The sequence below is a fragment of the Cupriavidus sp. 05L310 genome (genome assembly GCF_056398185.1).
On the sequence record NZ_JBFTOX010000008.1, the window covers coordinates 101,358 to 124,653 of the forward strand.

The window sequence follows — 23,296 nt, forward strand, 5'->3', positions numbered from 1 at the left end:
GTTCCAACACTATAAACAATGGTTTGATTTGGTGAAAACTATTGTTTATGATTGGCGTATGGAACCGAACCAAGACACCTCGCTGCAAACGCTCCTGCTCGCCATCAGCCTGAGCGCCACTAAGGCCGAATTCGCCCGAAAGATTGAGCGGCGTCCCCAGGAAGTATGGAACTGGGTGAATCGTGACAAGCGAGCGCCCGTTGACGCTTGCCCGTTCATCGTCGCAGTGTGCCGTCACCCAGAAGTGACGCTTGATCTTCTGCGCCCCGACTACAAGGGTTGGGCTTTGCTGGCGAGCGCGTCGTTATGACCACCGCCACGTGCCTCGCTACGACCTTCGGCGTCGGTCCTGACTTGTTGTCATGGCTCGCTCTATTTGCCATCTGCGGGTTTGTGCTCTCACTCCTCGCTGTCCTAATCCTCTTGGCCTGGCTGCGCTGGCGTTCCCCGAGCGGCACGACCATTGTCTTGCCACTCCGCCGGCGCCTGCGCGCGCAAGACCTCCGCGCCGATCCCCGCTACGACCCCAAGCAGTTCAGGAGTAAGCGATGAAATCCGCCCTGAAGCGCCTGATCATGTGCGCCTACTGCCACGGCCTGATCTCTCAGGCCACCGTCCTGCGTCTCTTTTCCCGCTTTGATCTGTGGAACGCCTGATGCGTGAGATCCGCCTGCACCCACTTTGCACGCTGTTCCCGCGCATGTCCGGTGCGGACTTCGATGCGCTGAAGGCCGACATCGCGCAGCATGGCGTGCGCCAGCCCATCGTGATGCACGATGGGCTGATCCTTGACGGCGGCAACCGGTACCGCGCCTGTATGGAGCTGGGCATGGAGCCCCGCTTCGAGGAATTCGAGGGCGATGGCATCGTGGCGTTCGTCCTCTCCGCCAATCTGCACCGCCGGCACATGACGCCTGGCCAGCAGGCGGCGATTGTGGCCAGTGCGCAGGATTGGGCCCAGGCCCACGTTCCGGGCGGTGACGGCCGCAATCAGCACGAGGGTGCGGCAACGTTGCCGGGGCCTCCGCTGGTAAGCGTCGCAGACCGCGCCGCCCAATCCGGCGCGAGCGAACGCACCCAGCGTATGGCCGACAAGGTCGCCAGAGAGGCGCCCGAGCTCGCAAAGAAGGTCGCGCAAGGTGAGGTGAGTCTGCCCGCCGCAGTGAAGCAACTCGCCCAGACGACGGCCGCCGCGGAGGCTAGCGATCCCGCGCCGTCGGTAGCACCGAAGCCAGCCGCCAAGACGGCGACGAAGCCGCCGGCACGCACGCCGGAGCTTGCCGCTAACGACGCCCAGCCCGATCCGAATGCCAACCGCTTGCAGCAGTTGGAAGAGCTGCTGGCGGAAACCATGTCCGAGAACGCGAAGTTGCTTTCTGAGGTGGTAACGCTGCGCGCGGTGATCGCAGCCGACGACAGGGTAGCGGCATCGCTGGCCGAGCTGCAGGCGGCGCGCGCGGAGGCGGCCGCGAGCATCGAGCAGAAGGAAGCCGAGATTACCGCGCTGCGGGAGCGCAACAACGGGCTGATGAACGAGAAGAACGAGGCGGTGCGCATCGCAAAAGCCCTCCAACGCAAGCAAGGGAGGGCGGCGGCATGAACCACGGCCTGTTCGAAGACACCCCGACCTATTCCAACGCCAAGTTTCCGGAGGCGCGGGCCTTTCAGACCGTGGCCCATGAGCGGCTTCGCGAGGGCCGGCGCGCCGGGCACAAGAATCAGCTGATCATGGCGCCCACCGGCGCCGGCAATACCTATCTCGGCCTGCGCATCGCGCACGAGGCGCTGATCAAGGGCAAGCGCGCGATCTTTGTATGTGATCGGACCACCCTGATCAACCAGACGAGTGAGGCGGCGGACCGCTACGGCCTCAGCGCGCATGGCGTGATCCAGGCCGCGCACTGGCGCTACGCACCGGACATGCCCTTTCAGATTGCCAGTGCTCAGACCCTGGCGCGGCGTGAGTGGCCGGATGCCGATGTGATCATCGTCGACGAAGCGCATACCCAGCTGAAGGCATGGACGGAGCATATCCCGACCTGCCGCGCGTCGGTTATCGGCCTCTCGGCTACGCCGTTCTCCAAGGGGTTGGCGAAGCTGTTCTCCAACCTGGTCAACGCCACCACGATGCATCAACTGACCGAGTCGGGCGTGCTGGTGCCCATGCGCGTGTTCAGCTGCAAAAAGGCGAACATGGCTGGCGCGGCCACGGTGGGCGGCGAGTGGACCGATGCCGCGGCTGAACAGCGCGGCATGGAGATTGTGGGTGACGTCGTCACTGAGTGGGTGAAGTTTGGGCAAGGCCGCAAGACGATCGTCTTCGGCGCGACGATCAATCACTGCGAGGAGATCTGCCGCCAGTTCATCGACGCCGGCGTAATGGCCGCGGTCTTCACGTCGGACACGACGCCGGCCGAGCGCCAGATGCTGCTGGCCGAATACCAGAAGCCGGATTCCTCGCTGCGCGTGCTGATTAGCGTGGAGGCGCTCGCTAAGGGGTTTGACGTGCCGGACGTGGGCTGTGTCGTCGACTGCCGGCCGCTGCGCAAATCGTTGAGCACCGCAATCCAGATGTGGGGGCGCGGCCTGCGCTCGTCGCCGGAGACCGGCAAGGAAGACTGCCTGCTGCTGGACCACAGCGGCAACATCCAGCGCTTTCTGGACGACTACACCGACATTTTCTACAACGGCCTGGACGCACTGGATGCTGGCGAGAAGCTGGATAAGGCAGTCAGGGACGAGCGCGAAGAGAAGGAAATCGTGGCCTGCCCGTCGTGCGGATACAAGCCATTTGGGCGTCGATGCATGGCGTGCGGGTTTGAGCCGAAGTCTGCTTCGCTGATCGAAGCGCTGCCCGGGGCGATGGAGGAGGTCGTACTGGGCAAGAAAAAACTGGCGGATAACAAGCAGCACCTGTACGCGCAGTTGGTCACGTACGCGCGCTCGCACAGCCTGCCGGAAAAGCAAAAGGGGCGGGCGGCGAACCTCTTCAAGGACATCACTGGCGAGTGGCCGCCGAGCAACTTCAACTTCGATCGGACCGTCAACGTGCCCATCGAACGGAACACGGCCAACAAGATCGCGTCCCTGAAGCTGGCATTCATCAAGGGCCGGGCCAAGGGGCACGCCCATGCTTAGATTCAGTGACTTCGCAGAGGCGCACGGCGTGCTGGTCGGCGACCTGTACGCCAGCGACCGGATCCGGCGTTGCGCGACCGAGCTGCATCCGCGCAAGAAGAACGGCGCCTATTTCTGGGACGGCCACCGCGGCTGGGTGCAGGCATGGGACGGCGATGGCGTAGTGCGCTGGTTCAACGATCCCGATGCCAAGCCCTGGACCGATGCCGAGAAACGCGCCTGGGCGGAGAAGCGTGAAGCCGAGCGCGCGCGCCTGGTGCGCCGCCAGCAGGAAGCCGCCCGGCGTGCCGCCGAGATGGTTGCCAGTGCGACGCCAGGCCGGCATGGCTACCTCGATCTCAAAGGGCTGCACGCGTGCACGGGACTGGTGCTTCCAGATGAATCCCTGATCGTGCCGATGCGCAATCTCGCGACGAACGCGCTGCAGGGCGCACAAATCATCCGATGGCTGGCCGAGGAGCGCGCATGGGAAAAGAAGATGCTGCCGGGCACTGTGGCTAAGGGCGCGGTGCTGCGGCTCGGCCCGGCGCGAGCCCTGGAGACGATTCTCTGCGAGGGGTACGCCACAGGCCTATCGATCGACGCGGCGGCGCGCCAGATGCGCCTCAATGCCACCGTGCTGGTGTGCTTTTCCGATTCGAACATGGTTCACGTCGCGCCGTCGGTGAAGGGCCGCAAGGTCACGTTCGCCGACAACGACGCTTCTGGTGCTGGCGAGCTCGCAGCGAAGGCGATCGCGGTGCCGTACTGCATGAGCGACCGCGTAGGTGAGGATGCCAATGACCTGCATGCTCGTGCTGGCCTGATGGCCGTCTGCAGGCTTCTGATGGCCGTGCGCCGGGAGGCTCCGCCGGCATAGCGCGCCAGGCAGTTCAGCACCTCGCTGGTCGGAGTTGGCTTAACGGCAGCGGCGAGGGAAGACCCCCTACTGTGGGAACAGACAAGGAAGCAGGGGTAAGGGTGGCGAAGCTAGCGCCCGATTGTCGAACGGCTGGCGGGTCATGTTACGCCGATGGAGCAGCGACATGTGAAGGCCGGGCCAGGAAGGGCTAGGTCTGTCCACCTCAAGAGCAGGTAGTAGGTAGTGGTGTTGTTCTACTGAGTATCTAGAGGGTACGCGAGGCTCCGGCGGCCGGGAGGAAGGGGATGAATGCGACAACGGCGCGGCCAGCGCCATCAGACGGGCAATTCAAGGTGCCGCGGCAGTTCGCGGCCGACTTCGCATATCTGGCGGAGCGGTACCGCTGGGATGCGGACGAGATCGCAGAGATCAAAGACCACGTGCGGCGCCACGGCGCGCCAATGCTGCGCTACTGGACCGTGCTGGCGGCGGCGCACCGGGCCGGATACGAGGTAACGACTCCTGGCGGGTTTGAAACCCTTGAGCATTTCTGCCTGCGCACCGGGCGGCCTGGCCCGGCGCTGCCGACCGTGACGGTCGAGGTGGCCCATGTCTGAGCCGCAACAGTTCAGGCTCGTGCACGACGCGGCGCGCGCGGGCGCTCGGAGTGCGGTTGATGCGGCGCCGGCCGGCTTCGTGGTCACGGTCAGCCCGCCGAAGCGCTCCGCTGAGCAGAACGCCAAGTTCCATGCCATTTGCTCGGACGTTGCCCGGCAAGCGCGTTTCATGGGCCGCAAGCTGACCCCGCTGCAGTGGAAGACGCTGTTTGTCTCCGGGCACACGATCGCCACCGAGGGCCACGCGGACATGGTGCCGGGCCTGGAAGGCGAGTTCGTCAACATCCGGGAGAGCACGAGCGAGATGACGGTGCCCCGCAAGGCCAGCCTGATCGAATACACGATGGCTTGGTGCGCCGGCAATGGCATCCAGCTGCGCGAAGTTGCTGCGCGGGGCTACGAGGAGCTGGCGCCGGTGGCGAGGGGCCAGAAATGACCTTTGGCCGCAAGACACCCATGAAGCGCGGCGCACCGCTGCAGCGCCGCTCGTCTTTGCGCTCGAGCGGCTGGCTGAAGCAGACCGCCGGGCTGGTGCCGAGCACATTCAAGCGCAAGACGCCCGCCCGTCGGCCGCTGGCCCAGCGACGGCTCGCGCTGGCCTGCAAGGGCGAACCCTGCTACCTGCTGCTGCCCGGCGCGCCGCGCCACGATCCGGCGACGGTGGTGCCGGCTCACTCGAACCAGCAGGCGCACGGGAAGGGCATGGGCATCAAGGCTGACGAGAATTTCACGGTTCCGGGCTGTGCCTGGTGCCATAGCGAGCTGGACAGCGGCACGTCGCTCACGAAGGGGCAGCGGCGGGCGTACTGGGATGACGCCTATCGCCGCTGGCTGCCGGTGCGCACGCTGAAGCTGGCCGGCGGCGAGCAGCAAAACACAGAAGAAGGAGAAGGGCAGTGACGGAACACCACATCGAGGCCGAGCAGGCCATGTTCATGGATGCTGGCCAGGCCATCCAGTTTGCCTTCCTGATGGAAGAATACGAGAGCTCGCCCGAGTGCATGACCTGGCAGGCGATCCGCAAGGTGCTGCAGATGCTCGGCCTGCGGAAGCGTCTGGAGGAGATGACGGGCCGCACTGGCACCGTCAACTTCAAGGGCCTGCAGCCCCTGGAGATCCGTGGGCAGTGCCAGATGATCCGCTCGAGCATCGCGCATCGACTCCATCCCGCCGAGGCTGCTGTGCTGATCGCGCGGCACACGCATAACGCGCTGGCGAAGGCCAAGGCGATCACGTACCTAAGCGATTACGTGTTCCCCGCGGCGGCGGGCACAAACGGCGGCCAGCGGCTGGCGTTCGATTTCTTCGTGCTGCGCTGCTTTCCCACGCGCAACATGGAGGCGGGGGAGCGCGCCGACATTGCCGAGCGCCTGGGCCTGAAGCCGAAATCCGCCGCCGCCTATGTGCGCACGGCGCGCCGCCGCATCAAGGAGCTGGGCGAGCGCGCCGATCAGCGTATGCAGGCAATCTTCGTCGAGGAGGGCCTGGTCGATGCGCAAGCCTAAGATCGCCGCCGGTGGGCTCCTGTGGCGCGTGGATCCTTCCCGGCGGGAGGCCGGCCCGGCAGACACCGCCAACGAGTCGGACGCGGCGTTTCTCGTGGGGCGGATGGTGGAGAAGGGCGTTGCCAAGCGGGCGCCGTTGAAGCGCCGGCGCGTCGCGCAGTACGCCAGCAAGCGGGCCGAGCGCGATCGGCAGGAAGCCGAAGAGGCAGCGCGCAACGTCATGCGGCACCGAGTGGCTGCCAACGAGAAGCGCTACCCCGAAATCATGGCCCAGGTGCGCACCGCCGAGTTCCTGGCCTGGTACGAGCGCGCGGCAGGCGAGCGGTGGGATCCGAACTTCGAGGCGGATGTGGAAGAGATCCGTTTCCGCGTGCTGTTGGCTCAGCAACGGGAATCATCGCAACGGGTTTGACACAGCGAAGAAATTTGTGCAATATTGATTCCGTCCGAAAGTCCGTTAAGCGACTTCCGAAGAGGGCCCGCTCGGTGCAAGCCGCGCGGGCTTTTGTTTTTGTATGAGCGAACGATGGCAGGCTGATAGAATCAGTGTGTCTCTACATATCAGCGCAAACCGCGCATTTTGCGATGGCCGGCTTTTACCCACCCGAGTTCTCACCTAATAGAGTACGAAACGCGGGAAAAAGCATCGCCGCAAATACTGCCACGGTTGACGACTGGTACGTCATGCTGAACTGGCGGAACAGTCACGCCTATGTTCTAAACACGTTTCAGAACAATCTGCGCCGGCACATCGGTACGCGTCCTGTTACGCTCGCTCAGCGTTTGAAGCGAAAGAACACGATCATCGACAAGCTTCGCACGGGCCGCGCGCGAGATCTGTCCACCATGCATGACTTAGCGGGGTGTCGTCTGATCTTTGATTCAGTCGACGCACTCAACGATTTCCGGCGAGTGGTGCATGGCTCGCGTTCTCAGCACAAGTACGTCAGCGAAGGACGGTACGATTATTTGGATGCACCGAAAGCGACCGGCTATCGAGGTCGTCATGATGTCTTCTCATACCAAGTGGAGTCGGAAAAGGGGAGGATCTACAACGGGTTGCGCGTTGAGGTTCAGTATCGAACTAAGGTGCAACACGCTTGGGCAACTGCAGTAGAGATCAGTGACTTCATTGAAAACGCTAGAGTTAAGTTCGACCAAGGCGTCGACGTGGAGCGGGAGCGGTTCTTTGTCCTGGCCAGCGAGATTCTGGCTCGCCAGTATGAAAATATGCGCGGTCCTTGCCCAGATCTAACCGACAACGAACTGCGCGAAGAGCTCCTTGCGATTGAAGACAATACACGCCTGCTGCACCGACTTGCCGTAGTGGATATGGAGAAGGTGGCGATCCCAGGTGGGAAGAATGTTGTGTTGCATTTCGCTCATGACCGTCTCGTCGCCGAGTCATTCCGGTCGACGATGCAGGCGCTGAATCGTCGCGATGAGATCGAGGCAGATCATCCCGACGATGACGTGGTCTACGTTCGCGCATCGACCACCTGGGAAGTCTCTACGGCCTTCAAGAACTATTTTAAGGACACGAAGGAATTTGTTGACTTGATGGTAGGTGCTGGCATCGTGGCGTGATTTTCCGGCGTGTTATTGAGGTAGGGGAGGCCCCGCCATGCGCGGGCCTTTTATTTTCAGCTTGCCTTACGCATAAAGTTAGAATGGATCTCCTACATTTGAGGGGAGGTCGTTTTGAACATCTATGAAACGGTATGCCAGGGATTGGCAACCTCGGTGAATGCCGCGGAGACAACTGCTGAGCAGTTGCGCAGACGTGCATTGGAGCTTCACGATGGAGTTATCCAGGCACTTGAGTGCGACCCCGAATGCGTCTGGTTAGCTAATGGCATGGATAGCGGCCGCTACGAGCCTGTTGAGCAGCCAGTCGGACTGGACGGATTTTCCGGTGAAGGAAGACTCAAGTTTGGACTGCTTGTTCGTATGCAGACTGGGTCTGGCTTGTTGGATGTCGTCGTTAGATGCACGGTCACGGCCGAGCGCGGCAATTACTCCGGCGAGGCGGGCGGAGCCGAATATATCGTACCGAGCCAAAAAGAGCACCTCGCCGCTCACATTGCGCGGGTCATCGGCCATAAGCTCCGTACCTGGCGCCCATCCCTGGGCGAGGTCGTTAGCGGCGAATTCAAGCAGGTTCTGCTGTAGCACGGCTTCTGGCTGCTCCGCCAGGGAAGCTGTATCGACCCCGCCTCGGCGGGGTTTTTTGTTGCGGCAGGCTTATCGGCGTATCCGAAGCGCGGCCTTCCACGTCTCCTCGGCCTTCCGGCCGATTCGCCCGCCATGCGTGGGCTCTTCTTTTTCAGGGATCTCCATGGCTAACGTGATGACAGTGCCGGGCCCGTTTGCGCTCGCCTTGATGAAGGCGTTGGGTTTGCCCGCCCGCACCAGGTCGTTCGAACTGCGCTGTGCCGTCAACGAAGTGGTGACGGTCAAGTGCGAGTACCACCCGGATGAAAGCACTGCCGCCGGGTTTGACCCGCAGCCGCTCTTGGCCGAGTACCGTCTTGTCTCCAAGGCCGATGGCGCTTGCGAGGCTGTGGGCCAGTCTGCTGGCGTAGCGGTCCCTAACGTCACGAAGATGGATCTCGCCCCTGGTGACACGGTGGTGCTGAAGGTGAAGGACCACCTCAGCATCGAGCAGAAGCAGCGGGTGCACCAATACGTTGCATCATGCCTGCCGGTTCCGGTGAGTGTGGTGGTCATTGATGGCGGCGCGGACATCACCGTCCTGTCGCCGCAATCGCTATGAACGCGGGAAAGAGGCGCATCCCAATGCTGGGTGCGCGGGTGCCCATGGCTAAGGCCAGGGCTACCACGATGGCGCCGACCCTCAGTGAAGCCCGGATGGCAGGCCGTGCGCTACAGGCGCGCCGGCTGCGCATCTGGACGAAGAGCCCGACCTGTGCGGTGTGCGGCCGGCTGACCAGCTATCCCTCGGGCTTCGAGCTGGACCACCGGGTGCCGTTGCATCAGGGTGGGCCGGACGCGGACGAGAACTGCCAGGTGCTGTGCAGTGGGGATGACGGCTGCCACCGCAAGAAGACAGCGCAGGACTTGGGGCACCGACCGAAGCGAGGAGCGTGACATGCCGAAGGCAAACAGCACCGCTGCCAACCTCGTGACATTCGAGGTAGCTGTGAGCATCTGGGGTGACCCAGACGTGAGCCTGGCCAACGACACCACGCGTGCCTGCTTCTTCGCCGTGTGGGCCATGGCAATCGCCGAGATGGACGAGGCGTTGGACCACGAGAGGGCAAGTCGGGCCAAGGACAGGCGCGCCGGGCTGGTGCGTCGCGTGCTCAGCCGGCTGCGTGGTGGGCAGAAGCGATAGGAGGGCCGTGGCTGCGTCCACCCGGTCGAGGTCATCAGTGCCCCGCGCGCAGCGAGATCGTGGCGTGGCGGCCCGCTGGCACCGGGGGGGAGGGTGAATCTTCGGGGGTCGACCGGCCGGAAACCACACGTTCCCTCACGCGCAGAATTTTTCCCCATTTCGGAGGTTTGTTAATGGCTTTAACAGGCAAGAAGCGGTTGTTTGCCGACGCCGTTATTGCCGGCAAATCCAACAGGGACGCGGCAATCGCAGCGGGGTACAGCGCAAAGACGGCATCGGCGGCAGGGTCTCGCCTTGTTAAAGACCCCAAGGTGGTCGAGTACCTGAAGGATCGCCGGAAAGATGGGCGGAAAGGGCCGCTTGCCGCTGCATCGCCGGCACCGAAGCCGCCGCCTTCGTTTGACCTGGGCGCCGCCCTTGCGCATAGCGACCCCAAGACATTTCTCATGGCGGCAATGAATGACCTGGAGCTCGATCCGCGCCAGCGCATCGACGCCGCCAAGGCGCTGATGCCGTTCGTGCACCAGAAGTTGGGCGAGGGCGGCAAGAAGGATCAGCAGAACGAGGCGGCAAAGAAAGTGGCGAGCCGGTTTTCGCCGGCTGCGCCTCCGAGATTGGCGGCGGCTGGTGGTAGGAAGGTATGACCATGGCATGGACGACATCCTGCATCGACTGGGAAAGTCGGCTGGTGGAAGGACGGTCGATCATCCCGCCGCCGATCTTCCCAGACCAGGCAGAACAGGCCGTCGCCATCTTCAAGGAGTTGCGCGTTGTCGACCTGCCGGGCAAGCCGACGTTCGGCGAGTGCAGTGAGCAGTGGGTGTTCGACTTCGTGGCCGCCATCTTCGGGGCCTATGACGCAGAGACCGGCAAGCAGCTCATCCGCGAGTACTTCCTGCTGATCAGCAAGAAGAACACGAAGTCGACGATTGCTGCAGGCATCATGCTGACCGCGGTGATCCTGTGCTGGCGCGAGGAAGAGGAGCATCTGATCCTGGCGCCGACGAAGGAAGTGGCAGACAACAGCTTCAAGCCGGCGGCCGGGATGATTCGGGCGGACGAGGAGCTGGCGGCTCTGTTCCATATCCAGGACCACATTCGGACGATCACGCACCGGGTTACGCGCGCCTCGCTGAAGGTGGTGGCCGCCGACACGGACACCGTATCCGGTAAGAAGTCGGGCCGCATCCTCGTGGACGAGCACTGGTTATTCGGTAGCCGGGCCAACGCCGAAGGCATGTTCATGGAAGCCACCGGCGGCCAGGTATCGCGGGATGAGGGATGGGTGATCTACCTCACCACGCAGAGCGATGAGCCGCCGGCCGGGGTTTTCAAGGAGAAGCTGAGCTATTACCGAGACGTTCGCGACGGGAAGATCGAGGACCGCAAGTCCCTCGGGGTGATCTACGAACTCCCGCCAGCCATGATCGAATCCAAGGCCTACCTGGATCCGGCGAATTTCTACATCACGAACCCGAACATCGGGCGCTCGGTAAGCGCTGAATGGCTAGAGGACCAGCTCCGGAAGAATCGGACCAAGACAGACGGCGCGTTCCAGCAATTCCTGGCGAAGCACCTGAACGTCGAGATCGGCCTAAATCTCCGGTCTGATCGCTGGGCCGGCGCCGACTTTTGGTTGGCACGGGGGAATCGGTGTCTGACGCTGGAGGAACTCCTAGCCCGGTGCGAGGTGGTCGACATCGGTATCGACGGAGGCGGGCTGGACGACTGGCTTGGCTCTGCCGTAGTGGGGCGCGAGCGCGGCACTGGCCGCTGGTTGCACTGGGGCCGTGCGTGGGCCCATCCGTCGGTGCTGGAGCGCCGGAAGTCCGAAGCGCCGCGGTTCCTCGACTTCGCAAAGGACGGCGACCTGGTCATCGTCGAGAACATCGGCGACGACGTAGAGCAACTGACCGCAATCGTGGTGCAGGTCTACGCCTCCGGCCTGCTGGACAAGATCGGTGTCGATCCAAGCGGGGTCAATTTTGACGACGATCTGGTCACGGCTGGCATTCCCGAGGACATGATCCTCGGCGTTTCGCAGGGCTGGAAGCTGGGCGGCACCATCAAGACGGTGGAACGCAAGCTGGCGGAGGGTACCTTTGAACACGGTGACCGGCCAATGATGGCCTGGTGCATCGGCAACGCCAGGGTGGAACAACGCGCCAACAGCATCCTGATTACCAAGCAGGCCAGCGGAACGGCCAAGATCGACCCGCTCATGGCTTTGCTCAATGCGGCCCACCTGATGAGCCTGAACCCTGGGCCCAGGGGGCGCTCTTTCTGGGATGAACCCGAATGAACCGACTCACCGAATTTCTGAAAGCGGCAGTAGCTCGGGTTGCTACGCGCGCCCCCGCCTTGAAGGCGGCTGCCGCGCTGATCGCTTCGTGGCTTCCCGACTCGCTGATGGCGTTCGGCGCATGGTCGATCGCGCACGGGGCCTGGATGATTTATGCGCCGGCCGGGCACATCGTTGGCGGCACGCTGGCGATTGCCGGTGGCGTGCTGCTGGCTCGAGGAGCGCGGTAATGGGGATCCTTTCCAGGGGTCTCGAGCGGCGCGCAACGGAGCTGACCTACGACCAGGTCGCTGATTTCATTGATGGCGTGAGTGGCGGGAAAGTCGCGGGCGTGTCGGTGAACGAGAAGACAGCGCTGCAGGTGGCGACCGTCCTCGGATGCGTCAAGGCGATCGCGGACGGCTGCGCCACGCCGAATCTGCACGTCTACCGCGAGACCGAGGACGGCGGCCGGAAGAAGGCCACCAACATCCCGGAATACCGGCTGCTGGCGCGCAGGCCCAATGAGTGGCAGACCTCGTTCGAGTGGCGCCGGCAGATGACCATCCACGCCGCGCTTACTGGCGCGGCACTGTCGATCAAGGTGCGGGGGAACAATCGCCGCGTGCAGGAGCTGATCCCGATCCAGCCGGGCCAGTGGGACGTCCGCCGGGTGTCGCGGTACGAGGTTATGTACCGCTGCTGGGACGAGTTTGGGATGATCGGCGAGTTCGGGCCTGATGACGTCTTCGTCCTCAACGGCCTGCAGTGGGACTGGGTCAAGAGCATGAACGCCGTGATGCTGGCGCGCTCGGCGATTGGCCTTGCCATCGCCACCGAGAAGAGCCAGGCGGCGATGCACGCAAACGGTCTGCGCCCCAGCGGCACGTACACGGTGGAAGGCACGTTGGACCCGGATCAGCACGCGCGGCTGACCGCTTGGATCAAGAAGCAGGGCGGTCCGGAGAACGTTGGCAATCCGATGATCCTCGATCGCGACGCCAAGTGGTACAGCACGGCCATCTCTGGCGTGGACGCGCAGCACGTCGAGACGCGCCGGCTGCAAGTGGAAGAGATCTGCCGCGGCTATGGCGTTTTTCCGATCATCGTTGGCCACGCGGACAAGACCGCGACCTTCGCCAGCTCCGAGGCGTTCTTCGCTGCGCACGTCAAACACACGCTGGCGCCCTGGCACCGAGCCTGGACGCAGCGCATGGACGAGATGCTGCTCGATGGCTCGGGCCCGCTGTATGCGGAGTTCGATACGCGCTACCTGATGGCTGGATCGATGAAGGACCGTGCCGTGTGGGCGCGGACCATGGCCGAGATGGGCATTTACACGCGCAACGAGATTCGCGACGAAGACGGCAAGGAGCCGCTGCCGGGCCTCGATAAGCCGCTCACGCCGATGAACATGAACAGCGGCACCCAGCAAGGAAAAACCAATGAAGACACGGGCAACGCTTGAACGCCGCAGCGCGGCCGGTGGGCGCCAGGTCCGTTCCTATGCCTTCGAGATCAAGGCTGTCAGCGACGACGGCACGATCGAGGGCTACGGTTCGGTCTTTGGCGTGCGCGACAACTATGACGATGTCGTCGCGGCTGGCGCATTTGCAGCGTCACTCAAGGCTCACAAGTCCGCCAGCACCATGCCGGCCATGTTGTGGCAGCACGACGCCAACGAGCCAATCGGCGTCTGGACCGAGATGGTCGAGGATGCGACGGGCTTGCGCATCAAGGGCCAGCTGGCCCTCGACACCACCCGCGGCAAAGAGGCACATGCCCTGCTGAAGCTGCGCGCCCTGAACGGGCTGTCCATCGGCTTCATCTCCAAGCAGTGGGCGTACGACCGGGAAACCGACGTCCGCACGCTGACAGAAATCGACCTGTGGGAAGTTTCCCTGGTCACCTTCCCCGCCAACGAGAAGGCGCGGGTAACTGATGTCAAGGCCGACGCCGACGATCTGGCGGCCCCCAAAGATGCTGAGCGAATCCTGCGTGATGCCGGATTCAGCAAGGCCGACGCAACGGCATTCGTGTCGCGCGTCATGCGGATGGGAGAAGAACGGAGTGATTCCGTGGATTCGACCGCGCAGGCACTGAAGGCAGCCGATCGGCTGCTGTCCTCCCTGAACTCCTGACCACAGGTAAAACATGAACCAAATGCACCGCGATTTCAGCGCCTTCCGCGCCAAGCTGCTCGCCATGGCCGCAATCGGCCTGGTAGGCGCCCTCGAGCTCCGCGAGGATCCCTCGATCAAGTCGGTGGCCGAGGCCATTGACAAGATCGCCACGGCCTTCGACGAGTACAAGAAGACCAACGACCAGCGCATCGAGGCCATCAAGAAGGGCCAGTCGACCGAAGCCCTGGACGCCAAGCTCGCCAAGATGGACGAGCACATGAACGGCCTGTCCGAGCAGAAGAGCCGCCTCGAGAAGATCGAACTGAAACTGGCCCGCCCCGGCGCCATGAGTGGCGGAGGGCGCCAGGATCAAGATGAGACGGCCGAAGTGGCCGAGTACCGCCAGGCACTGGGGGACTGGATTCGCAAGTCGAATGACTTCGATCGCGAGGGAAAACTGAAGGACGCGGCCGGCTCGATCGTCGCCAAGTCGAATGCCGGCCCGCGCGAGCGCCGCGCGGCCCAGGTCATCACCTCGACGGGATCCGCCGGCGGCTTCGCGCTGCCCGAGATCATCGAGCGCCAGATCACGCGCCTGACGATTGACATTTCGCCGATCCGCCAGCTCGCCACCGTTCGCACGGTGGGCAGCCCGGACTACAAGGAGCTGATCGACATCGGCGGCGCCGCGTTCGAATGGCTGGGCGAAGGCGACACCCGGAACCAGACCAACACGCCCGACCTCTACGAGGTTGCGCCGACCTTCGGTATGGCGTCGGCCAAGCCGCAGGCCTCCGAGGAATCCCTCGACGACCTGTTCTTCGATGTCGAGGGCTGGCTGGTCGACTCTGCCAGCGAAGCTATCGGCGGCGGGGAGGGCGCGGCCTTCATCAACGGCAACGGCGTGAAGAAGCCTACCGGTATCCTGGCTGGTCCGGCGCCGCTGGCGACCGCGGACGCTTCGCGCGCATTCGGCACGCTGCAATACGTGGCATCGGGTCAGGCGGCAGCCATGCCGACCAGCGCCGACCTGTTCTACGACCTGGTGTATTCGCTGCGCGCGCGGTACCGCGCCAACGCGAACTGGCTGACCAGCAAGCTAGTACTGGCCGCCATGCGCAAGTACAAGGACTCGACCGGCCAGTACCTGTGGCAGCCGTCTGTTGCCGCCGGGCAACCGTCGCTCTTCATGGGCTACGGTGTGACCGAGGCCGAAGACATGCCGGCCGTTGCCGCGAATGCCTTCCCTTGCGCCTTCGGCGACTTCAAGGAGGGTTACCTGATCGTCGATCGCGTGGGCATGCGCATCACCCGTGACGAGATCACCACGCCCGGCTTCGTGAAGTTCTACGTGCGCAAGCGCGTGGGCGGCAAGCTGCGCAACACCCAGGCGATCAAGCTGCTGAAGATCGCGGCTTCCTGATCCGGCGTAACCCTACAGACGGCGGCTCTCTGGGCCGCCGTCTTGCATTGGAGATGACATGCTACTAATCGTACTGATTGCGTTTTCCTGGGCTCATCGCGGGTGCATTGTTGAGGCGTTCGAGGTGGGTCAGGTAATCAAAACCGAGGACGAGGACCTGATTCGCGTTTCGCTCGCCGAGGGCTGGACCGAAGACGGCAACGCCAAGGCGCGCGCCGAAGCGGAGGCTCACGAGCGCGCCGCAGCGGAAGAGCAGGCCCGGCAGGATGCGGAAGTCGCCGCTGCAGCTGAGGCGCAGGCCAAGGCGGATGCGGATGCGGAGGCCCGCACCGCTGCCGAGGCCGCGGCCAACGAGGCCGCGAAGACCGAAGAGCAGAAGGCCGCGAAGACCGCCGAGAACAAGGCCAGAAAGGCCGCGCCGGAAAACAAGTAAGCCATGGGCCTGCGACGCACCACACAACCAGCGGGCGAGCCGGTCTCGCTGGAAGAGGCAAAGCTGCACTTGCGCGTCGACACCACCGATGAGGACGATCTGATCACCGGGTTGATTGGCACTGCGCGGATGGATGCGGAGAAACGCATGCGTCGCACGCTGATGCAATCCGGCTGGACGTTCACGCTCGACGGCTTCGCGGGGCTATACGAGTTGCCCATGGCCCCGCTGATTGCCGTCGGAAGCATCGCGTACGTGGACACAGACGGCGCGAGCCAAGTGCTCTCACCCGCGGCTTACAAGGTCGACGCGACGGGCGAGCCTGGCCGCGTGATTCCGGTGGGTGGCTGGCCGGCGACTGCGGTGCAGCCGGCGGCCGTGACGGTCGTTTTCACTGCAGGCTACGCGACCGCCGCCGACGTCCCGCGGCCGATCCGGAATTGGATGCTGCTCATGATCGGCGAGATGTACAAGGACCGAGAGACGTCGCCGGATGTGCCAACTGGTCTCCTGGATCCGTACAAGGTATGGGGGTGACGATGGAAGCCGGAACATTGAATAGGCGGGTGCAGATCCTGCGCGCCTCGAAGCAGCGAGAACCCGGCGGTCAGGAGGTCAAATCCTGGGTGCCGCTGGTTAGCCTCTGGGCTTCGATTCGCCACAAGGGCGGCCTCGAGACCATCCGGGCTGAAGCGGAAGCATCCATCGTCCAAGCCAGCATCCGGATCCGATACCGTGAGGACATCGACGCGACCATGCGCGTCCAGCATGGCGCCAAGGTCTATGAGATCCGCGCGGTGCTGCCGGACGAGGTGCGCCGCGAGTACGTTGACCTAGTGTGTGAGCTGGGGGCTAGCCGTGGCTAAGGTCCAGATCCGTGGCATCCGGGCAGCGCAGGAGCGTCTGAAGACATTGCCCGACGATGTGGCTGAGCATGCATTGCGGTCATCGGCGTACGCAGGTGCAGACCTGCTGAAGGACGAGGTGGTTGCGCGGGCGCCACGCAAGTCCGGGCGCCTGAAGCGCTCGATCTACACGAAGCACCTGGACGAGCACTCCGGCCGCGACAAGCAGGCTTACCGGGTGGGTGTTCGGCGCGGGCGCAAGCGCAAATCCGACAAGGACGATGGCCCGGACGATACGGCCTTCTATGCGGCCTGGGTTGAGTACGGGCATTGGCGCATTCCTCCGAAGCCGGACGGCGTCTCTTGGAAAGAGCATAGAAAACAGCATATCGGCAAAAAATGGGTGCCGGCGCGGCAGTTTATCCGACCTGCCTTCGAGGCGAAGCGGGCGGAGGCGGTGCGCGCCATGAAGGAGCGGCTGAAGCTGCGCCTGAACGAGATCCTCTCGGGTAAAAAATGATCAATGCTGACATCGACAATGCGCTATCGCCGCTGGTGGGCGGGCGCGTCTTCCCCGACACAGCGGACCTTGGCACGCCGTTCCCGTACATCACTTATCAGCAGGGAGGCGGCCGGGATGCCAGCACGCTGGACGGCCCCGCCGAACTGAAGAACGGCCGCTTCCAGATCAATGTCTGGGCGGCCACCCGCAACGAGGCCGACGACCTGATGAACCAGGTTATCGATGCGCTCGCGGCGGCCCCTCTGCTCGGCGTGCCGATCGGCGCACCGGTCAGCGACTACGAGTCCAGCCTGGACCTGCGCGGTTCCATGCTCGATTTTTCCATCTGGTACAAGCCATAACAGGAGCACCATATGTCTACCGCAATCAGCGCCCAGGGCTCGAAGCTGGAGATCTCCAGCACGGCGGGCGCAGCCAAGACCATCACGGCCATCGCACTCGGCTTCCCGACCATCCTGACCATGGCCGCACATGGCATGTCCAACGGCGATGTCGTGACGCTGGCCGGCCTGACTGGTGCTGACGCCGCACTACTGAACGGCCAGACGGCCGTAGTCAAGAACAAGACAACCAACACCATCGCCGTCGACATCGATACCACCGGTAAGACTGTCACCGCAGCCGGTAATGCTACGCCGCTGACGTGGGTCAAGATCAAGAATCTGATCAGCTTCAGCGGCTTCGATGGCCAGGCCGGCGAGTTGGACGTCACCGACATGGACAGCACGGCAAAGGAATTCCTGCTTGGCCTGCAGGACTTCGGCACGTTCAGCTTCGACGTGAACAAGGACTTCACCGATGCCGGCCAAGTCGCTCTGGACGCAGCGAAGCAGGCGAGCAGCGTCAAGTCGTTCAAGCTGACGCTGCCCAATGGCCGCACGGCGACGTTCAGCGCGTACCCGAAGAATAGCCCGCTGTCCGGCGGCGTCGACGCGGTCCTGAAATCCAGCGGCATCCAGCTGCGCATCACTGGAGGCGTGACCTTCGCATGAGCCTGCTCACCAAAGACGCGATCTTCGGCGCGTCAGACATCGTTTCCGAAGACGTGCCGGTGCCGGAGTGGGGCGGTTCGGTGCGCGTTTGTGTCATGTCGGGCCTTGCGCGGGACGTATTTGTCAGCGGCGGGGGCAAGTCGGATGCTGGGTTCAGCGATTTCCAGGCGCGCTTGCTGGTGGCCACGGCGGTGGACGCCGCCGGCGACCGGATCTTCGAGCCGGCCGACGTGGAGCGGCTGCAGGCCAAGTCCCGCACGGTGCTGGACCGTTTGACCGCCGCTGCCATGCGCCTGAATGGCATCGGCCACCAGGCGCAGGAAGACATCGCAAAAAACTCCGACGCCGCCCTGAGCGGCGACACTGGCTCCGCCTCTCCCTCGATCTCGGAATCCCCGTCCGGCGACTCCAGCAAGAGCTGACCAGCTACGAGTTCGCCGAGTATGTGGCGATCTACGAGTTGGACCGCCGCGGCGGGCATTACGACGACCTACGCGCCGGTGCGATCGTGTCAATGATCGGGAATGTGAATCGGGACGCCAAGGCCCATCCCGAGCCGTTCGGACCACTGGACTTCATCCCATGGAACGAACACCACGGCTCCATCGCCGAACCGGTCTTGCTCGAGGACGCCGAGGAGCAGTCGGCGCTGATCGTGCGCACCATGTTCCCCGGCATGGTAGGTACAGACTGCGGCTCGCAATAGGGCGGGCGACGCATGGTGCAAGGCAACCTCCGGGCTGCCTTTTTCTTGGGCGGAAGAAATGAGCGAAGTACTGAACGCGGACCGGATCTCCCTGGTGGTGGAGGCAGATTCCGAGAAATTCCGCGCCGATATGGGAAAAGCCGCGCAGGCGGTCCAGCAGTTCGGCACCCAAGCAGCGACGGCGGCAGGTAAGGCGGAGAAGGACCTGACGTCGATGGGCGACGCCGCGACACGAACGTCGGCCGCCAACGAAGCCGCCGCGGCACGCTTCCTGGCTTCGCTCGAGCGTCAGGCGGCCACCATTGGCCGCTCTAAGTCCGAGATCGCGGCGTGGCGCGCAGAGCAGCTCAACGTGGCCCAGGCGGCGGCCCCGTGGATCGACCGCATGAAGCAAGCTGAGTCTGCTTTGAATGGTGTCGGCGTGTCATCGCGCCAGACGGCCGCAGCGATGCGCCAGGTTCCGGCCCAAATGACCGACATCGTGACCCAGCTCGCTGGCGGCCAGAATCCGCTCCTGATCCTCACGCAACAGGGCGGTCAGCTGAAGGATATGTTCGGTGGCATCGGGCCGGCCGCAAAAGCGATGGGCACCTACGTCCTTGGCCTAGTCAATCCGTTCACGATTGCGGCCGCTGCCGCGGGCGTGATGGCCCTGGCCTTCTATCAGGGATCGGAAGAGGCATCCGAGCTGAACAAGAGCTTGGTGCTCACCGGCAACTATGCCGGCCTGACCGCGAACCTGTTCGACAACACCGCGCGCGCCATTGCGGATGCGACGGGGCGAGGCATCGGGCCGGCGCGCGAGGCGCTGCAGGCGCTGGCTGCTTCCGGCCGGCTGAGTGGCGAGGCGCTGTCGGTTCTTGGCGAGGACATGCTGAAGATGGCGGCGCTGTCTGGCAAGTCGCTCGACGACATCGCAGCGGACTACGCCAGGATGCCAGACGGTGTTGCCAAGTGGGCCGAAGAGCACAACAAGAGCATGCATTACATGACTCTTGCACAGTACGAGAATATCAAGGCGCTCGAGGACGCCGGCAGGACGCAGGAAGCGGTGCTGGAGAACGCGAAGCTCCTGCATGCCCACCTTCAGACGAAGGGCGTGGAGAGCCTGGGTTATCTCGAGCGCGCGTGGCGTGGCGTTAAGAACTCGATCAGCGAGGCCTGGGATGCCATGAAGGCGTTCGGCCGCGAGTCCACCGCTGGCGGCCAGGCCGATGAGCTGAACAAGAACATGGCGTTCGTTCAGCAGCAGATCGACTCCCGCAAAGCCAAGGGTCTGAACACGGACCGGCTTGATGCGGCCATGGCGCGGATGCGTGGCGAGGCAGAGTCTCTGCAGCGCATGCAAATCGAGCAGAATCGGCTTGCGGAAGCCGGTGCGCGGTTCCAGCGCGAGCAGACCGCCGCCATCGAGGCATCCGGAAAGCTCGACAAGATCGACGAGCAGACCGACAAGCGAAAGGCGCTGAACAAGGCGCTGGAGGAAAACAAGCGCCTGGAAGCGGACATCCGCAAGGCCAACCCAAACGATGAGCGCGTTAGCGCGGCCGCGATCGCCGCGCGCGAGGCTGCGACCCGGAAGAAGCACCAAGAGAAGGGCGGTGGCAATGCCGCGCAGAATGGGCTGGGCGGGGATCTGGAGATGCTTCGCGGACTCGCCAAAGAGCGCGAACTGATGCAGAAGCAGGAGCAGTCGACGCTGGAGAAGCTCCGCGCGATGGATTTCTTCTCGCAGGAGGAATACATCCATCGCAGCTATGAGGCGAAGCGTGCGGGCCTGGAGGACCAGCTGAAGCTGGCTGAGAAGGAGGCGGATGCCGCCGGCGGGCGGAAGTCGCTTGCGGAGCGTCAGCGCTACGCGAACCAAGTGAGGGAGTTGCAGCAGCAGATCAGCAACACCTTCGCCGAGGAGGCGGCCGACGTCGAGAAGTACCAGGAGAAGATCCGTGGCGCCGTATCGTCCACCGAGCTGAAGATCAAGAACTACAGCGCTACCAGGGAGTTGCAGACCCAGCGCCAGTTCAGCGTGGTTGGGATGGGCGACAACGCGCGCCAGTTGGTCGACCAGCTCAACCAGGTGCAGGACCAATTCCGGCGCATGCAGGACGAGTTCACCGAAAGCGTGAAGAAGGCCGGTGGCGCCAACGCGCTGGACTCGGACGCCTATCGAGCAGAGATCAACCGTATCAATGGCCTGATGAACACCCAGATGGAGCAGGAGCGTGCGTGGCAGGCCGAGAGGTTGACCATGCAGGGCGACTGGACCAACGGCGCGAATCGTGCCCTGCAGAACTATCGCGATAGTGCGGCCAACGTGGCGGACCAGACGGCGGGCATGTTCTCCGGCGCCTTCAAGGGTATGGAGGATGGGATCACCAATTTCGCGATGACAGGCCAGATTCGCTTCGGGGATATGGCTAAGTCAATTATTGCGGACCTGATCCGCATTCAGGTGCGCGCGCAGCTTTCCGGGTTGTTCCAAATGGGGATGAGTGCCTTGAGGGGGGCCGTAGGGGGTGGGGCTATGCAGTCTTCATTCGGAGGAATCCAAGGCAGCACAGATATGGCGGGTATCCCTGTCGACATGAGCAACCCGGTAGGTATCACGATGCACGCCAATGGCGGCGCCGCTTACTCCGGGACTCCATACATCGTCGGTGAGCGCGGGCCAGAGTTGTTTGTGCCAAGTGGATCCGGAACTGTAGTGCCGAACAATGCCTTGAGGCCGGCGAGCGCTGGTTCATTCGAGGTCAGTATCCCGCAGACGATCCATATCGACAGCCGCTCGGACCAAGCTTCGATCATGCAGGCCATGGCGGCGGCGAAGAATGCGGCGATTGCGGAGATCAAGGCCAACCTGATGCGCGGTGGCGATATGACTAAGCTGGTGGGGAGGTAGTAATGGCAATACTCGACTGGCCCATTGATGTTGTGCCTGCCAAGGCGACATGGGGACTCCAGTCCAACACGGAGACCTTTACGTCGCCATTGAATCGCGCAGTGCAGACTGTGGAGCGCCCTGGCGCCAGGTGGAGGGTCACGCTGGAATTCCCACCAATGAACGAAGTGAACCGTGGACGCCTGGAAGGGTTTCTAGCCGCTCTGGGAGGTATGGCCGGGCGCTTCACATTGTGGCCGCATCAGCGCCCTGCAGCAGCCATCCTGGCTATGCCGAGGGATGCATCACTGGTTTTGGACTTTTTGGCTCAGTCGTATCAGGTCGACGGCCTGCCGGTGGTGAATGGCGCCTTGTCGAACTTCAAGCTCCTGCCGACGAAGTTCTGGCCGGCAAACACACTAGTGCTGCGCGCGGGGGAATTTCTGTCCGCAGGTGGGGAGTTGAAGATGGTGACAACCGACGTTACCAGCGACGCTGCTGGTCTTGCCTCGGTGCCGGTGGCTCCAGCCTTCCGCAATGCTCCGGCGGATGGGTCTGCTATCACGCTTGACAAGCCAAAGACGACCATGATGCTGTCAAGCGACGAGTACTCGGTGTCGGTGATGCCCGGCCGGATTTCGGAGGTGGTTGTCATCAGTGCTGTGGAGATGTTCTAGATGGCGCGCAATCTTGACGGGGGCACTGTAGCGGCGGTTACTGCCGGGCATGTCCCTTACCTATTTTTTGTGCAGCTCGACTTTTCCCAACCACTGCGCGTATGCAGCGCCGGGTACAGCATTGATTGGAACGGGGCGACGTGGCTTGGGATTGGGACGCTGGGCAACATCGAGCCGATTCAGGAGCAGGCGAGCCTGGAAGCGACAGGAGTACGCCTGACCCTCTCTGGCGTGCCGTCCGATCTGGTTGCCATCTCTCTTGCAGAGCAGTACCAGGGGCGCCCATGCCAGATTTGGTTTGCGCCACTGCGCGAGGATCTGCAACTCGCGGTTCAGCCAATCCGCCTCTTCTCCGGGCGTATGGACACCATGGCAACGGAGGTCGGTGACACGGCGACGATCACTGTATCCGCAGAATCCCGCATGGTTACCTGGGATCGCGCAAAGGTGCGTCGCTACAACAACGAGGACCAGCAGAGCCGATACCAGGGCGACCGGGGTTTCGAGTTCGTGCCGCAGATGGTCGAGCGAAATTTACAGTGGGGGCGCTGATGCAGCGTTTGGAAGATTGGCCGACTCGCCTTGCCGAGTTCATCGAAGCCCGCCACGAGCGGGTTTTTTCATGGGGAGATTCAGATTGCTCGCTGTTTGTCTGCGACGCTATCGAAGCCATGACGGGCGCCGACCCGGGGGCGCGCTGGCGCGGTCTCTATTCGAGCGAGAAGGGTGCACGGCGTGTGCTGCGCGACAACGGAGGTGTCTCTGGAATCGCGTCGCTTGTACTGGGCTCGCCGGTGCCGGTAGCGCTGGCTGGACGGGGCGATGTGGTGCTAGTCGACACCCCGCACGGCGAGGCATTGGCGCTGTGCTTGGGTGGCCTTATCGCTGCGCAGGGGCAGGAAGGGATCGAGTTTCACCCCATGACGGCGGCGAAAGCCGCATGGAAGGTATAGGAG

The 23,296-nt window shown here is 63.4% G+C and carries 32 protein-coding genes; all 32 read left to right on the plus strand.

The window, feature by feature from the left end; genetic code table 11:
* Window positions 1-58 precede the first annotated feature (58 nt).
* The 32 genes from AC1DS6_RS07710 (at window position 59) to AC1DS6_RS07865 (ending at window position 23,293) form a co-directional block, all read left to right on the plus strand.
* Window positions 59-310: a transcriptional regulator gene (locus AC1DS6_RS07710; RefSeq protein ID WP_441629873.1), complete on the plus strand. Its 252-nt coding sequence runs from the start codon at window positions 59-61 to the stop codon at window positions 308-310.
* A 345-nt stretch (window positions 311-655) separates the two neighbouring features.
* Window positions 656-1,600, plus strand: a complete 945-nt coding sequence (locus AC1DS6_RS07715) for a ParB/RepB/Spo0J family partition protein (protein WP_441629875.1) — start codon at window positions 656-658, stop codon at window positions 1,598-1,600.
* Window positions 1,597-3,138 (plus strand): DEAD/DEAH box helicase, encoded by a 1,542-nt coding sequence (locus AC1DS6_RS07720; protein ID WP_477102367.1) that lies wholly within the window; start codon window positions 1,597-1,599, stop codon window positions 3,136-3,138. Before AC1DS6_RS07715 ends, AC1DS6_RS07720 begins: the two co-directional genes overlap by 4 nt.
* A 28-nt stretch (window positions 3,139-3,166) precedes the next feature.
* Complete coding sequence (locus AC1DS6_RS07725) at window positions 3,167-3,997, plus strand: toprim domain-containing protein (protein WP_441629879.1); 831 nt, start codon at window positions 3,167-3,169, stop codon at window positions 3,995-3,997.
* A 287-nt stretch (window positions 3,998-4,284) separates the two neighbouring features.
* Entirely contained in the window at window positions 4,285-4,596 is a 312-nt protein-coding gene (locus AC1DS6_RS07730) for a hypothetical protein (RefSeq protein ID WP_441629881.1), read from the plus strand.
* Entirely contained in the window at window positions 4,589-5,032 is a 444-nt protein-coding gene (locus AC1DS6_RS07735; protein WP_441629883.1) for a recombination protein NinB, read from the plus strand. The genes AC1DS6_RS07730 and AC1DS6_RS07735 overlap by 8 nt, the downstream gene beginning before the upstream one ends.
* Window positions 5,029-5,496: a nuclease domain-containing protein gene (locus AC1DS6_RS07740; protein ID WP_441629885.1), complete on the plus strand. Its 468-nt coding sequence runs from the start codon at window positions 5,029-5,031 to the stop codon at window positions 5,494-5,496. The genes AC1DS6_RS07735 and AC1DS6_RS07740 overlap by 4 nt, the downstream gene beginning before the upstream one ends.
* Window positions 5,493-6,101 carry a hypothetical protein gene (locus tag AC1DS6_RS07745; RefSeq protein WP_441629887.1) on the plus strand — a complete coding sequence of 203 codons (609 nt, stop codon included), beginning with the start codon at window positions 5,493-5,495 and terminating at the stop codon, window positions 6,099-6,101. Before AC1DS6_RS07740 ends, AC1DS6_RS07745 begins: the two co-directional genes overlap by 4 nt.
* Entirely contained in the window at window positions 6,088-6,513 is a 426-nt protein-coding gene (locus AC1DS6_RS07750) for a hypothetical protein (protein WP_441629889.1), read from the plus strand. Before AC1DS6_RS07745 ends, AC1DS6_RS07750 begins: the two co-directional genes overlap by 14 nt.
* 173 nt (window positions 6,514-6,686) lie before the next feature.
* A complete protein-coding gene (locus tag AC1DS6_RS07755) occupies window positions 6,687-7,688 on the plus strand; it encodes a hypothetical protein (protein WP_477102368.1) in 1,002 nt (333 codons plus the stop codon).
* Between the two features lie 114 nt (window positions 7,689-7,802).
* Complete coding sequence (locus tag AC1DS6_RS07760; protein WP_441629893.1) at window positions 7,803-8,273, plus strand: hypothetical protein; 471 nt, start codon at window positions 7,803-7,805, stop codon at window positions 8,271-8,273.
* Between the two features lie 166 nt (window positions 8,274-8,439).
* Window positions 8,440-8,877: a hypothetical protein gene (locus AC1DS6_RS07765; protein WP_441629895.1), complete on the plus strand. Its 438-nt coding sequence runs from the start codon at window positions 8,440-8,442 to the stop codon at window positions 8,875-8,877.
* Window positions 8,878-8,945: 68 nt separating this feature from the next.
* Window positions 8,946-9,212 (plus strand): HNH endonuclease signature motif containing protein, encoded by a 267-nt coding sequence (locus AC1DS6_RS07770; RefSeq protein ID WP_441629897.1) that lies wholly within the window; start codon window positions 8,946-8,948, stop codon window positions 9,210-9,212.
* Between the two features lies 1 nt (window position 9,213).
* Window positions 9,214-9,459, plus strand: a complete 246-nt coding sequence (locus tag AC1DS6_RS07775; protein WP_441629899.1) for a hypothetical protein — start codon at window positions 9,214-9,216, stop codon at window positions 9,457-9,459.
* A 173-nt stretch (window positions 9,460-9,632) separates the two neighbouring features.
* Window positions 9,633-10,103, plus strand: a complete 471-nt coding sequence (locus AC1DS6_RS07780; protein WP_441629901.1) for a terminase small subunit — start codon at window positions 9,633-9,635, stop codon at window positions 10,101-10,103.
* Window positions 10,104-10,105: 2 nt separating this feature from the next.
* On the plus strand, window positions 10,106-11,761 hold the full coding sequence (locus AC1DS6_RS07785) for a terminase large subunit (protein ID WP_441629904.1): 1,656 nt from the start codon (window positions 10,106-10,108) through the stop codon (window positions 11,759-11,761).
* A complete protein-coding gene (locus AC1DS6_RS07790) occupies window positions 11,758-11,991 on the plus strand; it encodes a hypothetical protein (RefSeq protein ID WP_441629906.1) in 234 nt (77 codons plus the stop codon). Before AC1DS6_RS07785 ends, AC1DS6_RS07790 begins: the two co-directional genes overlap by 4 nt.
* Window positions 11,991-13,208 (plus strand): phage portal protein, encoded by a 1,218-nt coding sequence (locus AC1DS6_RS07795; protein WP_441629908.1) that lies wholly within the window; start codon window positions 11,991-11,993, stop codon window positions 13,206-13,208. The genes AC1DS6_RS07790 and AC1DS6_RS07795 overlap by 1 nt, the downstream gene beginning before the upstream one ends.
* A complete protein-coding gene (locus tag AC1DS6_RS07800) occupies window positions 13,186-13,881 on the plus strand; it encodes an HK97 family phage prohead protease (protein ID WP_441629910.1) in 696 nt (231 codons plus the stop codon). The genes AC1DS6_RS07795 and AC1DS6_RS07800 overlap by 23 nt, the downstream gene beginning before the upstream one ends.
* Window positions 13,882-13,894: 13 nt before the next feature.
* On the plus strand, window positions 13,895-15,286 hold the full coding sequence (locus AC1DS6_RS07805) for a phage major capsid protein (RefSeq protein WP_441629911.1): 1,392 nt from the start codon (window positions 13,895-13,897) through the stop codon (window positions 15,284-15,286).
* 124 nt (window positions 15,287-15,410) lie between these two features.
* On the plus strand, window positions 15,411-15,719 hold the full coding sequence (locus AC1DS6_RS07810) for a hypothetical protein (protein WP_441629913.1): 309 nt from the start codon (window positions 15,411-15,413) through the stop codon (window positions 15,717-15,719).
* A gap of 3 nt (window positions 15,720-15,722) precedes the next feature.
* A complete protein-coding gene (locus tag AC1DS6_RS07815; RefSeq protein WP_441629915.1) occupies window positions 15,723-16,256 on the plus strand; it encodes a head-tail connector protein in 534 nt (177 codons plus the stop codon).
* 2 nt (window positions 16,257-16,258) lie between these two features.
* Window positions 16,259-16,585 (plus strand): phage head closure protein, encoded by a 327-nt coding sequence (locus AC1DS6_RS07820; RefSeq protein ID WP_441629928.1) that lies wholly within the window; start codon window positions 16,259-16,261, stop codon window positions 16,583-16,585.
* Window positions 16,578-17,084 (plus strand): HK97-gp10 family putative phage morphogenesis protein, encoded by a 507-nt coding sequence (locus AC1DS6_RS07825; RefSeq protein ID WP_441629917.1) that lies wholly within the window; start codon window positions 16,578-16,580, stop codon window positions 17,082-17,084. Before AC1DS6_RS07820 ends, AC1DS6_RS07825 begins: the two co-directional genes overlap by 8 nt.
* Window positions 17,081-17,428 carry a DUF3168 domain-containing protein gene (locus AC1DS6_RS07830; protein ID WP_441629919.1) on the plus strand — a complete coding sequence of 116 codons (348 nt, stop codon included), beginning with the start codon at window positions 17,081-17,083 and terminating at the stop codon, window positions 17,426-17,428. Before AC1DS6_RS07825 ends, AC1DS6_RS07830 begins: the two co-directional genes overlap by 4 nt.
* 12 nt (window positions 17,429-17,440) lie before the next feature.
* Window positions 17,441-18,079, plus strand: a complete 639-nt coding sequence (locus AC1DS6_RS07835; RefSeq protein ID WP_441629921.1) for a phage tail tube protein — start codon at window positions 17,441-17,443, stop codon at window positions 18,077-18,079.
* Window positions 18,076-18,501 (plus strand): hypothetical protein, encoded by a 426-nt coding sequence (locus tag AC1DS6_RS07840; RefSeq protein WP_441629932.1) that lies wholly within the window; start codon window positions 18,076-18,078, stop codon window positions 18,499-18,501. The genes AC1DS6_RS07835 and AC1DS6_RS07840 overlap by 4 nt, the downstream gene beginning before the upstream one ends.
* Window positions 18,498-18,785, plus strand: coding sequence for a phage tail assembly protein T (locus tag AC1DS6_RS07845; protein WP_441629930.1), 288 nt, complete (start codon window positions 18,498-18,500; stop codon window positions 18,783-18,785). Before AC1DS6_RS07840 ends, AC1DS6_RS07845 begins: the two co-directional genes overlap by 4 nt.
* 58 nt (window positions 18,786-18,843) lie before the next feature.
* The gene (locus AC1DS6_RS07850) at window positions 18,844-21,684 is read left to right on the plus strand and encodes a phage tail tape measure protein (protein ID WP_441629923.1); all 2,841 of its coding nucleotides are present in this window, start codon (window positions 18,844-18,846) and stop codon (window positions 21,682-21,684) included.
* A gap of 158 nt (window positions 21,685-21,842) precedes the next feature.
* Window positions 21,843-22,340 carry a hypothetical protein gene (locus AC1DS6_RS07855; RefSeq protein WP_441629925.1) on the plus strand — a complete coding sequence of 166 codons (498 nt, stop codon included), beginning with the start codon at window positions 21,843-21,845 and terminating at the stop codon, window positions 22,338-22,340.
* The gene (locus AC1DS6_RS07860) at window positions 22,341-22,892 is read left to right on the plus strand and encodes a hypothetical protein (protein WP_441636942.1); all 552 of its coding nucleotides are present in this window, start codon (window positions 22,341-22,343) and stop codon (window positions 22,890-22,892) included. It abuts the gene before it with no gap.
* Window positions 22,892-23,293 (plus strand): DUF6950 family protein, encoded by a 402-nt coding sequence (locus AC1DS6_RS07865; protein WP_441636940.1) that lies wholly within the window; start codon window positions 22,892-22,894, stop codon window positions 23,291-23,293. Before AC1DS6_RS07860 ends, AC1DS6_RS07865 begins: the two co-directional genes overlap by 1 nt.
* Window positions 23,294-23,296 lie beyond the last annotated feature (3 nt).

Excerpts from the sequence above, each read along its gene's own strand:
- AC1DS6_RS07830 (WP_441629919.1), top strand. The coding sequence starts at position 17,081 with ATGATCAATGCTGACATCGACAATGCGCTATCGCCGCTGGTGGGCGGG.
- AC1DS6_RS07840 (WP_441629932.1), top strand. The coding sequence starts at position 18,076 with ATGAGCCTGCTCACCAAAGACGCGATCTTCGGCGCGTCAGACATCGTT.
- AC1DS6_RS07720 (WP_477102367.1), top strand. The coding sequence starts at position 1,597 with ATGAACCACGGCCTGTTCGAAGACACCCCGACCTATTCCAACGCCAAG.
- AC1DS6_RS07755 (WP_477102368.1), top strand. The coding sequence starts at position 6,687 with ATGGCCGGCTTTTACCCACCCGAGTTCTCACCTAATAGAGTACGAAAC.
- AC1DS6_RS07850 (WP_441629923.1), top strand. The coding sequence starts at position 18,844 with ATGAGCGAAGTACTGAACGCGGACCGGATCTCCCTGGTGGTGGAGGCA.
- AC1DS6_RS07730 (WP_441629881.1), top strand. The coding sequence starts at position 4,285 with ATGAATGCGACAACGGCGCGGCCAGCGCCATCAGACGGGCAATTCAAG.
- AC1DS6_RS07805 (WP_441629911.1), top strand. The coding sequence starts at position 13,895 with ATGAACCAAATGCACCGCGATTTCAGCGCCTTCCGCGCCAAGCTGCTC.
- AC1DS6_RS07835 (WP_441629921.1), top strand. The coding sequence starts at position 17,441 with ATGTCTACCGCAATCAGCGCCCAGGGCTCGAAGCTGGAGATCTCCAGC.
- AC1DS6_RS07820 (WP_441629928.1), top strand. The coding sequence starts at position 16,259 with ATGGAAGCCGGAACATTGAATAGGCGGGTGCAGATCCTGCGCGCCTCG.
- AC1DS6_RS07765 (WP_441629895.1), top strand. The coding sequence starts at position 8,440 with ATGGCTAACGTGATGACAGTGCCGGGCCCGTTTGCGCTCGCCTTGATG.
- AC1DS6_RS07785 (WP_441629904.1), top strand. The coding sequence starts at position 10,106 with ATGGCATGGACGACATCCTGCATCGACTGGGAAAGTCGGCTGGTGGAA.
- AC1DS6_RS07750 (WP_441629889.1), top strand. The coding sequence starts at position 6,088 with ATGCGCAAGCCTAAGATCGCCGCCGGTGGGCTCCTGTGGCGCGTGGAT.
- AC1DS6_RS07790 (WP_441629906.1), top strand. The coding sequence starts at position 11,758 with ATGAACCGACTCACCGAATTTCTGAAAGCGGCAGTAGCTCGGGTTGCT.
- AC1DS6_RS07770 (WP_441629897.1), top strand. The coding sequence starts at position 8,946 with ATGGCGCCGACCCTCAGTGAAGCCCGGATGGCAGGCCGTGCGCTACAG.
- AC1DS6_RS07815 (WP_441629915.1), top strand. The coding sequence starts at position 15,723 with ATGGGCCTGCGACGCACCACACAACCAGCGGGCGAGCCGGTCTCGCTG.
- AC1DS6_RS07740 (WP_441629885.1), top strand. The coding sequence starts at position 5,029 with ATGACCTTTGGCCGCAAGACACCCATGAAGCGCGGCGCACCGCTGCAG.
- AC1DS6_RS07865 (WP_441636940.1), top strand. The coding sequence starts at position 22,892 with ATGCAGCGTTTGGAAGATTGGCCGACTCGCCTTGCCGAGTTCATCGAA.
- AC1DS6_RS07775 (WP_441629899.1), top strand. The coding sequence starts at position 9,214 with ATGCCGAAGGCAAACAGCACCGCTGCCAACCTCGTGACATTCGAGGTA.
- AC1DS6_RS07860 (WP_441636942.1), top strand. The coding sequence starts at position 22,341 with ATGGCGCGCAATCTTGACGGGGGCACTGTAGCGGCGGTTACTGCCGGG.
- AC1DS6_RS07780 (WP_441629901.1), top strand. The coding sequence starts at position 9,633 with ATGGCTTTAACAGGCAAGAAGCGGTTGTTTGCCGACGCCGTTATTGCC.
- AC1DS6_RS07710 (WP_441629873.1), top strand. The coding sequence starts at position 59 with ATGGAACCGAACCAAGACACCTCGCTGCAAACGCTCCTGCTCGCCATC.
- AC1DS6_RS07800 (WP_441629910.1), top strand. The coding sequence starts at position 13,186 with ATGAAGACACGGGCAACGCTTGAACGCCGCAGCGCGGCCGGTGGGCGC.
- AC1DS6_RS07795 (WP_441629908.1), top strand. The coding sequence starts at position 11,991 with ATGGGGATCCTTTCCAGGGGTCTCGAGCGGCGCGCAACGGAGCTGACC.
- AC1DS6_RS07855 (WP_441629925.1), top strand. The coding sequence starts at position 21,843 with ATGAACGAAGTGAACCGTGGACGCCTGGAAGGGTTTCTAGCCGCTCTG.
- AC1DS6_RS07715 (WP_441629875.1), top strand. The coding sequence starts at position 656 with ATGCGTGAGATCCGCCTGCACCCACTTTGCACGCTGTTCCCGCGCATG.
- AC1DS6_RS07735 (WP_441629883.1), top strand. The coding sequence starts at position 4,589 with ATGTCTGAGCCGCAACAGTTCAGGCTCGTGCACGACGCGGCGCGCGCG.